The organism is Mesorhizobium sp. M1399, from assembly GCF_040317735.1.
In the GTDB taxonomy this organism is placed as follows: domain Bacteria; phylum Pseudomonadota; class Alphaproteobacteria; order Rhizobiales; family Rhizobiaceae; genus Mesorhizobium.
The window spans coordinates 109,633-123,302 of the sequence record NZ_JAMYKZ010000008.1; the positions used below are offsets into that span (position 1 = coordinate 109,633).

The 13,670-nt window shown below is 65.5% G+C and carries 9 protein-coding genes; all 9 read left to right on the forward strand.

Going from position 1 to position 13,670, the window contains the following annotated elements:
• Positions 1–6 precede the first annotated feature (6 nt).
• The 9 genes from NKH05_RS15680 to NKH05_RS15720 all read left to right on the forward strand — a co-directional run bounded on the left by NKH05_RS15680 (position 7) and on the right by NKH05_RS15720 (position 13,588).
• Positions 7–537, forward strand: coding sequence for a hypothetical protein (locus tag NKH05_RS15680; RefSeq protein WP_353025712.1), 531 nt, complete (start codon positions 7–9; stop codon positions 535–537).
• Entirely contained in the window at positions 537–3,623 is a 3,087-nt protein-coding gene (locus tag NKH05_RS15685) for a phage tail tip lysozyme (RefSeq protein ID WP_353025714.1), read from the forward strand. Before NKH05_RS15680 ends, NKH05_RS15685 begins: the two co-directional genes overlap by 1 nt.
• Positions 3,620–5,719, forward strand: a complete 2,100-nt coding sequence (locus NKH05_RS15690) for a hypothetical protein (protein ID WP_353025716.1) — start codon at positions 3,620–3,622, stop codon at positions 5,717–5,719. The genes NKH05_RS15685 and NKH05_RS15690 overlap by 4 nt, the downstream gene beginning before the upstream one ends.
• Positions 5,716–8,169 carry a hypothetical protein gene (locus NKH05_RS15695; RefSeq protein ID WP_353025718.1) on the forward strand — a complete coding sequence of 818 codons (2,454 nt, stop codon included), beginning with the start codon at positions 5,716–5,718 and terminating at the stop codon, positions 8,167–8,169. The genes NKH05_RS15690 and NKH05_RS15695 overlap by 4 nt, the downstream gene beginning before the upstream one ends.
• A gap of 154 nt (positions 8,170–8,323) precedes the next feature.
• Positions 8,324–11,017: a hypothetical protein gene (locus NKH05_RS15700; protein ID WP_353025720.1), complete on the forward strand. Its 2,694-nt coding sequence runs from the start codon at positions 8,324–8,326 to the stop codon at positions 11,015–11,017.
• Positions 11,018–11,080: 63 nt separating this feature from the next.
• On the forward strand, positions 11,081–11,983 hold the full coding sequence (locus tag NKH05_RS15705) for a class I SAM-dependent methyltransferase (RefSeq protein WP_353025722.1): 903 nt from the start codon (positions 11,081–11,083) through the stop codon (positions 11,981–11,983).
• A gap of 82 nt (positions 11,984–12,065) precedes the next feature.
• Positions 12,066–12,821: a phage tail tip lysozyme gene (locus NKH05_RS15710; protein WP_353025724.1), complete on the forward strand. Its 756-nt coding sequence runs from the start codon at positions 12,066–12,068 to the stop codon at positions 12,819–12,821.
• On the forward strand, positions 12,818–13,108 hold the full coding sequence (locus NKH05_RS15715; protein WP_353025726.1) for a hypothetical protein: 291 nt from the start codon (positions 12,818–12,820) through the stop codon (positions 13,106–13,108). Before NKH05_RS15710 ends, NKH05_RS15715 begins: the two co-directional genes overlap by 4 nt.
• Positions 13,109–13,195: 87 nt before the next feature.
• Positions 13,196–13,588: a hypothetical protein gene (locus NKH05_RS15720; RefSeq protein ID WP_353025728.1), complete on the forward strand. Its 393-nt coding sequence runs from the start codon at positions 13,196–13,198 to the stop codon at positions 13,586–13,588.
• Positions 13,589–13,670: the final 82 nt, after the last annotated feature.

Sequence of the window (13,670 nt, forward strand, 5' to 3'; positions counted from 1 at the left end):
ACGCATATGATGGTCATCGGCCCCCTGATGACGGCATTGGGCATCGGCGGCACCGGCGCGACCGCAGCCGCCGGCGCCGCGACTGTCGGTTCGACGGCGCTGACCCTGATGCAGGGCGCCGGCACGGTCTTTTCGGCCCTGACGGCGATCGGCAGCGGCGCTGCGGCCCAGGCGCAGGGCGAGAGCGAGGCGCTGCAGCAGAAATTTGCCGCCAAGGATGAATTCATCCAGGGCCGCGAAACCAGCGCTGCGCTTAAGGCGGAACTCGCCAAGACGCTTGGCAACCAGGCCGTCGCTTTCGCCGGCGGCGGCGTCGATCTCGGATCGGTCTCGGTCGGCGTCGCCAAGCGCCAGGCCACAAAGGACGCCGAAACCGAACTGTCGATCAACGCCAACGAGATGCTGTCGCGCTCGCTGGCGCGGCAGCGGGCGGCGCGCATGGCGGCGATGCGCGGCAGGGCCGCCGGCATCGGCAGCCTGTTCGAGGCCGGCGCGGGCATCGCCAAATTCGGCATGGACGTGGCGGAGCGCGGTTGATGGCGGAGATCGCACGCTTTAACGCGCAGGCGCCGCGCCGGGGCAACCTCGAGGTTTCAACCGACACCGGCGCTGCCGACATGCTGGCCAGGGTCTCGGCGATTTCCGGCCAGCTCGCCGGCCAGCTCGGCCAGGCCGCCGACAAGGCGGCGAAGCGCGAGGGCGCCGCCGCCGGTGCAGCGGCTGCGATGCAAGTGACCATGCCTGGCGTCGATTTTGCCTTCGACGGCACGTCGCCGGCGACGACGCCCATGCCGCCGCCAGGCGCGATGCCGGACGTGTCGAAAAGCCGCGTGTCGGCGCAGTACCTGTTCAAGGGGTTGAAAGCACGCGGCCTCAACGATGCGCAAGCCTATGCGACGCTCGGCAACTGGAAACAGGAAAGCGAGTTCAACGCCGCCGCGATCAACCCGGGCGAAGGCGCGATCGGCCTGACGCAGTGGCGGCTGGAGCGCCGCACCGCGCTCGAGGCATTCGCGCGAAACAAGGGACGCCCGGCGACCGACGCCGACGTCCAGATGGATTTCTACGTCCAGGAGCTGCAGCACCATCGCGGCGGCCCGGAATTCATGGCGGCGGGCAGCATCACCGACGCCAACCGCGCTCTGAAGACCTACATCGCCTACGGCTCGCCTTCGAACAAAGGCGGGGAAGGCACCAGGCTGGCCAATGCGTTGGCCTTTCAGAAACTTGGGCTTTCCGGTGCGGCGGCCGCCGACCCGGTCGCGACAGCCTCGACCGCGGCGCCGGCGGGGAAGGCAAAAGGCCTGATCGAAGCCGGCAACATCGACCTGGCCAAGCGTCCAGTGGTCAAGAACGACGACGGCAGCATCAGCACGGTGCGCTCGATTTCATTCGAGGAAGACGGCAAGGAAATCCTGATCCCGACCGTTTCGCCGGACGGCAAGATCCTGGACAACAAGGCGGCGATCGAGCTTTACCGCAAGACCGGCAATCATCTCGGCAAATTCGACAATCCCGCCGATGCGACGGCCTACGCCAAGCAGCTGCACGACAGCCAGGCGCAGTTCTACGGTGGCGCTGGCGCGGCTAAGCCGGCCTCCGGCATCACCGTCACCTTGACCGGCGCCGCCGGCGCCGTACCGCAGATGGCGGCCGGCACCATTCGCGGCGACGCCTACAACAACGCCGCACTCGACATCCATCTGAACCGCCTCGATACGGCCATGCGCGAGCAGATGGATGCCATTTCCCTGCAGCATGACGGCGATCCCGGCGGCCTGTCGCAGGCGCTCGACGCGCTGCGCGCCGGCTATGTCAAGGACCTTCAGCCGGAAGCGGCCGCCCTCATCGACCAGAGCTTTTCCAGGCAGAAATTCGCGCTCCAGCGCGAGGCGGTCAACAAGTTCAATTCAAACCTCGAAAGCGCCAACCTTGCCGCCTTCGAGGAAAACATCGCCGCGCGCACCAATTCGGCCTATCGGCTGGCCGCCAGGGCGGGGATCGACCCGGCGGCCGACGCGGCGATCGCCGGCGAGCTCGGCTCGCTGACGTCGTCGATCGACGCCTCGCCGTTGACGCCGCTGCAGAAATCGCGACTGAGATCCGACGCGGTTTCCGGCGTCATGTCGGCGCGCGTGCTCGGCGGCTTCGAGGCGCAGAAAACGCCGGAAGCCCGCGCCGCCTACGCCCAGAAATTCCAGCAGGACTGGCAGTCGGGCGACGGCATGTCGGCCCAACTCGACGCCAAGACCTATGACAGCATCAACGGCGAGCTGGTCCGCGGCGTCCAGGCCGACCAGGTGGCGGCCAACAAGCGCACGACGGCACTCGAGACGGCCGTCAAGAGCCGGCTCGACTACCTCAAAAAGGGTTATCCCGTTTCGGACGGCGATCGCCAGTTCCTTAAAAACGAGGTCGCCAAGACCGGCGACGCGCAGCTGACCGCCAATCTCGATTTCATGGACGGCCTGGCCGACTGGCAAAAGGCGCATGTCGCCTCGAGGCCAGAGATAATCGACGCGCAGATCGCGGCACTGCAGGGCAAGATCCAGAAGGACGGCGCCAGCGAGGCGGCGCTGACGACGCTGGACGTCATGGAGGGCCTGCGCGATGAGATGAAGAAGGGCCTGGCCGACGATCCGCTGGCGTGGGCCAACCGCGCAGGCGTCGCCACGGTCGAACCGCTCGACTTCAGCGACGGCGCAAAGCTTGCCGCTACGCTGACCGAGCGCGTCGCCGACGCCGGCGCGATCGCCAAGCACTACGGCATCGAGCCGAAATATTTTACCGCGGCCGAGACAGACGGGCTGAAGAAGATGCTGAAGCAGACGCCGCTGGCGCTGCCGTCGATCGTTTCCTCGCTGTCGGCCGGGCTTGGATCGGCGACGCCGCAGGCGCTGGCCGAGATATCCAAGGATGCGCCGCTGCTTGCCCATGTCGCCGGCCTCACTAACGCGACGGGCAGCCAGCGCGTTGCCGTCGAGGTGGCCGAGGTTTTGGACCGCCGCAACCAGCCCGGCTACAAAAGCCCGCTGCCGACTGCCGCCAAGCTGCAGACGGCGGCGTCGGCCGAGCTCGGTGCCGCGCTGATCGTGCTGCCCGGCACGCTTAACGGCGCCATGGAAACGGCGGCGACGCTGTTCGAAGCCCGCGCCCTGGCGAGGGGTGTGGACATGGACCAGTTCGACACCGAAGGTAGCCCGGCGCGCACGCTGTACACGCAAGCGCTCGACGAGGTGCTCGGCGCCACTACCCGCGATGGCGTAAAATATGGCGGCATCACTACCGTCAACGGCCTGGAGACGGTAGCGCCGCCCGACCTGGCGGCCGACAGCCTGCAGGCGATGATGGCGAACCTGTCGAACGACGATCTGATGTTCCAGCACTCGATCGGCAGCGCCAACGGCGTACCGATCCGGCCGCAGGATCTGCGCCAGGGCCAGCTCGTGATGACCGGCCAGGGCCGCTACCGCATTGCGCTCGGCGACGTCGCCGGCGGTGACCCGCGTTATGTGCCATCGGCAACCGGCGGCTATTTCGAGCTGGATCTCGGCATGCTGAAACGCACGCAGGCAACGCGCATGGGCGGGGCCTGGACGCCCGGCCGGTCGAACTGGCGATGAGCTTCGTTTTCGAAAAGCCGCGATCGTCGATCGGCGATACCTTTGCCGGCGGCACCGGCACGCTTGGCGAGATCTACGCCGCGGCGCGTGAGAACATGCTTTATGTCGACAACACGCTGGCCAGCCAGTGGGCGCTCGACCGGGCGATTTCGGAGCGCAACGACGAGGTGTTCCGCGACACCGGCGTCAAGCTGGACTTGCCGTTCGGCCGGCAGCGCACCGGCACGGCCGGCTGGCGCAGCGAGGAACGCGGCGACGTTGCCCTTTCCAATTGGCAGGCCAAGGTCGCGGAGGCGGCCGCGCGGATCCCCGACCAGAATGTTGCCGCCAGGCTCAACCGGTCGATCGAGGGCGACGCGATCCGCATTGCGCGGGAAAGCGACCAGCGCCTGGCCACGCTGATGGCGTCGCGCGGCGGTGCTGTCAAATGGGTCGGCGCGCTCGGCGGCGGCCTTTCCGGTTCCATGCGCGATCCGATCAATGTGCTGTCGATGCTGGTCGGTGGCGGCGGCGGGGCGGCGCGCACCATCACTGGCCAGATCATCAAGACCGCCGCCACCGAGGCGCTGATCAACGGCGCGTCGGAGCTCGCCATGCAGCCGATGGTGCAGGCCTGGCGCAAGCAGGCTGGGCTCGACAACGGCATCGAGGCGGCGCTGAAGAACGCCGGTTTCGCGGCGGCGTTCGGCGGCGCCTTTGGCGCCGTCGCCGGCGCAGCGTCGGGGCTCGCCGGCAAACTGTCTGGCCGGGCGCTCGAAACAGCGGGCGCGATTGCTGCCGACGACGCGCGGATCGCCGAGCCGGTGCGCCGGGCGATGCAGGGCGACGTCGCGGCGGCGCGCGAGACGCTGCCGGAAATCCGCGAGGCGCTGCCGGCCGAGGCGCGCGGCGCGCTCGACCAGGCCGAGCAGCTGGACCATCTCGACGCCAGTCGGCCGCGCTCGGCGGATCCGGAAATCCACGATCTCAATGTCAGCGCCGCGTACAAGGCGATCGACAGCGGCGAACCGGCGGCGTTCAAGGTCGACCAGGCGCAGGTGGCGCGCGTCGTCAACGATATCGCCGGCGCAGCGCCGGCCGACGCTTCGCGACCGCAATCGCTGGTCGAGTTCCTGCAGGCGCGTGGCGGCGTGCTCGACCATTCCGGCGAGCTGAAGGCGATCGGCGCCGAGGCGCTGTCGAAGGATCGCAAGGCGCGCGGCAAGCCCGACAGGCGCGTTTCGCTGGACAGCGCCCGAGAGGCGGCCGAGGAAGCCGGCTATATCGGCCGCGCCGGCGAGACGCAAACGACGACGGTGGCCGATCTTCTCGACGCCATCGATGGCGAGCTGCGCGGCCAGCCGGTGTTTTCGCGTGAGCATGCCGGCACGCCGGCTGCCGCCAACTTCGAGGCGCAGCGCGCCGGCCTCGAGCGCACCGTCGCCGAGATCGCCGCCCATGCCGGACCTGGCGTCGACGACGCCATCATCCGCCAGGCCGCCAAGCTGGCGATCGACGAGGGCATGGAGCCGTTCGACGCGCTCGAGCGCGTTCTGACCCATGCCGAGGACATTGGCCGCACACATCCTTTGCAGGAGCGGCCGGTCCCGAAAGGGATGGTTCGCGTTTATCACAGCGGGCAGGCGATCAGCCATGGCGAAACTGGCCGATGGGTGAGCACCAACCGAACCTATGCTTCCGGCTATCGCTCGGACCAACCTCTGCACTACCTTGATTTGCCGGCCGATGACCCACGGCTGGTCAATCCCGACTATCCAGACCAGGGCATCAAACAGGGTTTCACGTTCAATTTCGAAACGACGGCTGCCGAGGCCAAACAGCTTCGGCAGATTGAACGTGGCGATATCCCGCCCGGCTGGTCGGATGCCGAGCTCGAGGCAGCCAGTGCTGGCCGGGGATCGGAGCCGCAGCCCGGTTTCTTTCCCGATCCCGGCAAGGTCGATCCCGAGCTCGAGATCAGCCCGGCCGAGATCAAGCAGTTTGCCGAGCTCGGCATTCCCAGCGATGACGGCCGCGTCGTCTCGCTGGCCGAGTACATGGATGACATCAAGGCCGGCGAGGACCTCGCCACCATTGTGAAGGCTTGCCGCGCATGAGCTTCGAGGATTGCCTGGCCACCGCCGTCGATGGCGGCGAGCTGAAGAAACGGGATGCCGAGCGGCTGAAGCGCGACTTCGACCGTTTTCGCGCCAGCCACGCCAATACCGATCCGTCTCTTGCCGCCGCGCAGGCCAAGAAGGATCTCTACGAAAGCCTGTCGGCCGAGACGGCGCACAAGCGCCGCAAGGCGAAGCTGGCACTGAAGAACGTCCAGCAGCTCGACGCCGATATTCGCAGCCACCGCACGCCGGCCGGCAAGGCCGACATTGCCGCGGCGGCGATCGACAAGCTCGAGCATTTCGGCAGCGCCAAGTTTTCCAGCGTCGCCGGCCGCCACAAGGCCATTCTCGGCATGGCGCATGCCAAGATGGAGGCGATGCTGCACCATTTCCGCCGCTCGAGGCTGGCCGGCGACAAGATCCGCAAGAACGCCGCCGATCTGACCAACGTGCTGCGCGAGGCCTTCGGCGTCGACACCGGCGACGCGGCGGCCGCCGGCCTGGCGAAGGCGTGGAAGGAAACCCACGAATGGCTGCGCCAGCGTTTCAACGCCGCCGGCGGCGCCATCGGCGAGCTCGACAATTGGGGCCTGCCGCAGTGGCACGATCCGCGCGCCCTGCGCAAGGCAACGCTGAAAGTCTGGAAAGAGGCGATCACGCCGCTGCTCGACGTCAAGCGCATGCGCCATCCGCTGACAGGCAAGATGGTCGCGGAGGCCGAGCTCGACGGCATCCTCGACGAGGTCTGGCACAATGTCGCGACCGAGGGCTGGGAAAAGCGCGAGCCGCTGCGCCAGGCCGCCGGCCGCGGCGCTCTCGCCAACCAGCGCGCCGAGCACCGCTTCCTGGTATTCAAGGATCCGGAGAGCTGGCTGCAATACCAGAAGGATTTCGGCGGCGGCGGCGACATTTTTTCGGCGATGATGGGCCACATCAACATGATGACCCGCGACATCGCCGCCATGGAGATCCTTGGCCCGAACCCGTCCGGCTCGATCGAGTGGATGAAACAGGCGATCATGAAGGAGGCCGAGAACATCGCCGCCGGGAAGCCCGGCCGGCTCGGCGGCGCCAGGGCGACCAATGCCCTGGACAAGGCGCGCGGCGCGCAAAAACGCATCGACGCTGTATGGGGATCGATCCGCGGCGCGCTCGAGACGCCGGTCAGCTCGAAATGGGCGAACGCCTTTGCCGCCGCCCGCTCGCTGATCACCTCGAGCGTGCTCGGCTCGGCGGCATTGTCGTCGGTGTCCGACGTCGGCACTTCGATCATCGCCCGGCGCTTTGCCGGCCTGCCGGCGAGCAATGCCGTGACCGACATCGTCAAGGGCTTTTCGACCTATACCGAGCGCCAGGCGGTGCAGGCCGGCCTGATCCTCGACGCCGCCGTCCATGTCTTCCACGCCCAGGCACGCTATGTCGGCACGCTCGGCGGGCCGGAATGGGCGAGCTACCTCGCCGATCGCGTACTGACGCTGTCCGGGCTGACGCCCTGGACGCAGGCCGCCAAGCACGCCTTCGGCCTGGCGTTCCAGGTCGAGGCGGCCAACCATGTCGGCGCAGCACTTGCCGACATGCCCGACGGGCTGCAGCGCACCTTCCGCCGATGGGGTTTTACCGACCGGCAGTGGGATCTGATGCGCCAGGCCGAGATCTTCGACGGCCATATGCTGCGCCCGGCCGAGATCGCCGAGCGCATCGATCCGCGGCTGGCCGAGCGCTATCTCGAGATGATCCAGGCCGAAACCGAATATGCGGTGCCGAACGGCAGCCACCGCAGCCGCACCGTGGCGCTTTCGGAAAACCAGCCCGGCACGCTCGCCGGCGAGCTGGCGCGCTCAGTCTTTCAGTTCAAGTCGTTCGGCGCGGTGTTTGTGCTGCTGCACGGCATGCGCTGGCACGGCATGATCGCCGGCGGCGAATACGCGTCGGGCGCCGCCTATGCCGGATCCCTGCTGTTGTCGACGACGCTGTTCGGCGCGGTCGGCCTGCAGCTCAAGCAGATGGCGGCCGGCCGCGAACCGCGAGATCCGCGCAGCCTGGAGTTCTGGGGCGCTTCGCTGCTGCAGGGTGGCGGCCTCGGCATCTACGGCGATTTCCTGTTTGCCAACGTCAACCGCTTTGGCGGCGGCCTGTCGACGACGCTCGGCGGGCCGCTGATCGACCGCGCTAATGATTTCTGGAACCTGACCGCGGGCAATGTCATCCAACTGGCCAGCGGCGAGAAGACGCATTTCGGCCGCGAGCTTGTCAAGTTCGCCCGCGGCAACATCCCCGGCGGCAATATCTGGTATCTGAAGCTCGCCTTCGAGCGCACCGTTCTCGACCAGCTGCAGTTCCTCGCCGACCCGGAAGCCAACAAGGCGTTCAAGCGCCAGCAGCAATACTGGCAACGCAATTACGGCCAGGACTATTTTTGGGCACCGGGCAAACTCTCCCCTGGTTAAACCGCAACGCCCGTCTGCCACGACTAGCTTCAGACGGTGCATCGCCGCCTGTCACCGGCCATGTGCATCTAGCCGCCGGCGCCCGGCCTTCGCGTCGGCGGCGCTCTTTCCCCTAAAACGCAACACGTGCCGGTCGCGCTTAGGCTTCGCGCCCATGACAGCGCTGACACCCACCCCTCGCTTTGTATCGCTTTCGCCCGGCGCCGGCACTACGGTGCTGGCCTATGATTTCGAGCTGACGCTCGAGGCCGGCCTGGCCGTCACGCTGGTCCGCGCCGGCGCTTCGGCCGACCTGGTGCTCGGCGTCGATTTTTCTTTCCCGGGCGGCATCGGTGACGACACTGGCGGCACGCTGACACTGGCGGTCGCCAGTCTGGCTGGCGACGTCTACCAGCTGGTCGGTGCGCTGCCCGAACAGCGGCTGTCTGATTTTATCGGCAGTCAGAAATTCGCCTCTGCCAAGATGAACGCGGATCTCGACGCGCTGACCATCATTGCCCAAGAGCACAGGCGCGATATCGCCCGCGGCTGGAAATCTCCCTACGGCTCCGCCGGAGGCCAGATCACAGCCGGGGCCGCCGGCGAGCTCATGCAAACCGACGACGCCGGCAATCTGGTCAGCTCCGGCGAGAATGTCACCTCAATCCTTGGCTCGACGGCGCAGGCACTGGCGCAAGCCGTCATTGCGGCCGCCCGGGCAGCCGATGCCGCCGCCAGCGCCGCTGGCGCCGCCGGCAGTGCCGACGCATCCGCCGGAAGCGCCGCCGCCGCCGCCGTCTCCGAAGCCAATGCCGCCCAATTCGCCAGCGGCGGCGCCGTCCTGCTAAACTGGCATGGCGCCGGCTCAGTTGTTAGGTCGGTCCAAGGCATCCTTTCAGACAAGTTTCCATCGCCGCGCGATTGGGATACCGGCGCCGGGAAGCAGGCCAACGACAGCACGGCTGCGCTTGTCGCGGCGATTGCCATAGGCTATCCAGTCGATCTCTCCGACTACTCCCCGGATCGAACCGGCGGCTATTACAACTTCAGCTCCACCTTGACGTTTGCGCAGGCACAATCCGGTCTCATCGGCAGAGGCGCGCAACACTCGACCGCGGCATTCAGGGGCACGCGCCTTGTGTGGACGGGAGTGGCCGGCGGCAAGATGGTTCGCGTCCCGACCATCTGTCATGCCCCAAAGATCGAGGGCATCACCTTCGACTGCAATCATCTTGCCGACACCGGCCTGCATCTCGACGCAGGGGCCGGCGAGTCGATCCAGATGCCGTACTTGAGGGACCTCAATTTCCGGGGTTATCGCCGGGCCGGTCTGATCCTTGGCGCGGATGATGTCGCGGTCTCGCGAAACGGCCAGTTTCAGCACATCACCGCCGTACAGCTTAGCTTCTGGGGCGGCGCCGCAATCGACAGCGTCAACACCAAGCAAGTGCCGATCACGGCTGCTGCCCCTGGCATTATCTCGTGGATCGGGCATGGCAAGGCCATTGGCGACCCGGTCGTTCTAACCAACGTTGGCGGCGCGCTGCCCGCGGCATACACGGCCGGCCGCACGTACTATATCGCCACCTCGGGATTTTCAGTCGATCAGTTTGCCCTCTCCACAACAAGCGACGGTGCGAACCCAATCACGACGGCAGATACCGGAACAGGCACACATCGGGCGAGTTTCGGCACTGCGCGCGGCGTCATTCTCAACGCGCAGAACGCTGAAATCCTGACGGCGATTGGCTTCTATTTCGACCCGTTTACCTTCTTTGGTGGAGGCGTCTACACTCCTCACAAGAACCATTTCCGCATTCTTGGTGGAGATCTTCACATAGCCGGCGGCATGGTATCCACCCGCGCCATTGATTGGGCGATCGATCTCTCGAACGCCACCGCATCCCTGATGGTTCCTCACTGGAAATCTGAGGATATCCGCCTCATCAACATGCCGTCGACCACCACGGCCGGCGGCGCTTCGATCCTGCAAGGCATCGATCATCGTTCCGGACACGCCTCCGGCTTGGAAGATGTCGTCGTGATAAACTACCAAGGCGACTATTCGACCCTGATCCAGGACAGCCGGTTTACTGGCAACGTTCGCATTGGCGCTACCGTCGATAAGCAGGTGAGACTGAACCAGGTCGAGTACCGGGCCGGCATTTCCGCCACCGGATCAACGGTCTACACCACCCCCTACAATGCCAAGCTTGATGTTGAGGAAGAGGTTGGCATCCGGAAGCTTTGGAATTCCAATGCCTCCGAGCAGTGGAATGACGCCGCAAATGCCCTCCTCTACAAAAACGATCGCGGCTCGCTAAGCAAGGTCAAGAGCATTGGGTCGAGCGGGATCAAGGGCGAGAACCTCGGCGCGGTTATGGTTGCCAGCGGCGCCAGCGCCACCAGTGCGGTGACAATCAGCAACGGCACGCCGGCGGTGATCTCATGGGTAGCGCACGGCCTCACTGCCGGGCGCCATGTGGTTTTCACCACGACGGGCGGGCTTCCGGCAGGCCTGGTTGCCGGGACAAGCTACTACGTTCTGGCTGCCGGCCTGGCGACAGACTCGTTTGAGGTTTCGTTGACCCCTGGCGGCGCCGCTATTGCCACGACCACCGCCGGCACAGGCGTGCATACTGCAACGGCCGATGCGAAAATCTTTGCAGCAGCACTGACCGCCGAGCCGGATACCGCATGGCGCGCTTCCGGTAAGCCATGCGCCATCGCCAAGACTGGCACGCCGCCGGCCGGTGCGTATAACTGCTTGCTCGTAACCCGAGGGACCGCAGTCATCCAAGGTCTTTTAGAAGCAGAGCCGGGAGCAGGCGCCAGCGTCACTTTTTCGGTCGGAATGTTCCGAAGTTAAGAACAGCTTTTTTCTTTAGCTGCCGATTTAAGCCCCTTGACCGCTATTTGGCGAACGTTGTAAATGCCGGCCATGGGTGCTTGTCGGGTCTGTTCTTCTCTGAATACCGTAAATCTCTGCACGACGGTCAATCGTGCCAGCAGAATACCGGAAGTTAGCCATCGCCGATGCGGCGATTGCGGGAGCGTTTTTATTGGCAACACAGTCACGAACGATGATTTAGCTTTAGCTTATGCAACGATCGACGAAAAGGCTTACTACGCCGAAATCATCAAGCAGAACCGCAAGAAGTTCGATTCTGCCGCTGATGATCTTGCAAGCCGTGTCCCGCTGACCGCGCACATTCTGGACATCGGCGGCGGCTCCGGAGAATTTCTCAGGGCGCTGCGCGATAAGGGCTTTGTTAATCTGGCCCTGCATGAGATCCCCGGAAGTGACGCGCCAGAAATTGAGGGTATCGAGGCGCGGGTTTTCCGCGACTTCGACTATAGCACGATCCCCTCGGGTGAGTTTGACGTGGTGACGATGATGGACGTGATGGAACACGTGCCTAGCCCACTATCGACTGTCCAAGCTTCGTTCCGCGCGCTTCGCCCCGGTGGCGTGATCTACATCCACACGCCAGTCGTGACGAAGATCGATCGCATGATGCATTTGTTCCAAAAGCTCCCGATCCTGAATAGGATTGGTCGAGCCTGGCAACCAAGCCGAACCTCCGTGCTTCACCTGCAGAACTATACGTCGAAGTCGCTGACCCTGCTTATGGACCGAAGCGGCTTCACGGTGGAGCTGCTGTCGGAACGCAACGAGCTTTCCTGGCCGCTCTATCGCTACATCAAGGTCTATCTGCTGCCGAAGAACATGCCGTTCGGCCATCTTGTGGCCTTGGCGCTGGCGCCGCTCCTGTGGCCGCTTAAGACGCGCATGAACAGCAACAAGGGCGTTCTCGCAGCCCGCCGGGCCTAACAAGGGCCGGCTATCCGTCCTAAAACGCAACACGTCCCGCCGCCGCTTACGTTTCCGCATCCAACGCGGAGGCGAGAAACACATGGCAAAGGGCAAGGCGCAGGACCTGTTTCGTTCGAAGTCGCCGGTCATCATGGCCAGGTTGTTGCGCGACATCCCGTCATGGACACCGATGGACGCCGCGGCGGATCTCGGCAATCTCGGCCAGGAGTCCGCAGGCTTCACGCTGCTCCAGGAGCAGAAGCCGACCGTCGCCGGCTCGCAGGGCGGCTTTGGCTGGTATCAGTGGACCGGGCCGCGCCGGCGCGCCTACATGGCCTGGTGCAAGAAGAACGGGCTCAACCCGGCCGGCGACGACGCCAATTACGGCTTCCACATCTTCGAGCTGAAGGGCGAATACAAAGCGGTGATCCCCGCCGTGCGCGCGGCCAAGGGGCTCGAGGCGAAGGTCAAGGCCTTCGAACGCGCTTATGAGCGCGCCGGCACGCCGCACTATTCCAGCCGCAACCAGTGGGCAGCGATTGCGCTCGAGGCATGGGACGCGATCAACACGCCGCCGGCGCCGAAGCCCGAACCCAAGCCGCCGGCGCCGGTCGTGGTCGAAAAGCCGGTCGTCGCCGATCCGGGCGAGCTGCACAAGCCGGTGACCAGGTCGAAGACGTTCTGGACATGGCTGCTCACGGCGATCGGCGCGCCCTTCGCCGCCTTTGGCAATCTCGACTGGCGGGTGCAGCTGGCGATCGTCGCCATCATCGTGGCGTTTGCGATCTACGGCATCACCCGCCGCGCCCAGCTGGCGCAGGCGGTGCGCGACCTGAAGAGCGAGATCGGTCAATGATCTCCACGCTGCTGAAATTGGCCCTGTCGCCGGCAGGGAAGGCGCTGGGAGCGCTTCTGCTCGCCGGCGGGCTGCTCGGCAGCCTCTACGCATGGGCCTATTCCAGCGGCCGCGCCGCCGGCCGTTTTGAGCAATTGCAGGACACGGTGGCGGCTTACGAAAAACGAACGGGGATCGACAATGACACGAACGCTCTTGGCCGTGTTGATCTGTGCATCGAGCTTGGCGGGCTGCGCGACGAATGCGAGCAACTGCGCGGGCTGGACGCCGCCGCCCAAGGCCAATAATCCCGTCCGCCTGGCGGCCGAGGAACAGCCCCTTTCGCGATGGGTTGTTTCGACCAGGCGCTATGGCGTCGCGCAGGGCTGCTGGAAATGACCGTCGACTGGACCATCAACATCACCGGCATCATCACCATTGCCATGATGATGGCCGCCGGCGTCGTCGCCTGGGTGACGCTGCGCTGGCGGGTCACGGCGCTCGAGACGGCAAACGCGCGCAACGAGAAGGCGATCGAGGCCGGGCACAACAACGCCGCACTTGCCGGCGCCGCCATGCAGGGCAGCCTGAAGATCATCCAGGACCGCATCGAGGACATTCGCGGCAAGAGCGCGCACGAGCTGGCCGAGTTCAAGCTCGAGGTGGCCAAGAACTATGCCGGCTACGCCGCGCTGCGCGACATGGAGGCGCGCCTGGTCAAGGCGATCGACGAACTCGGCGAGCGACTGGAAAAGCTGTCCGAGGACCGGCCGAGATCCCGCGCCTGACCACATGAGAGAACCCGCTGATTTTTCCGCAAAAGCTCACAGGCCGCAAAGCTAAGTTCTTGATTTTGCTGGCGCGCTCGTC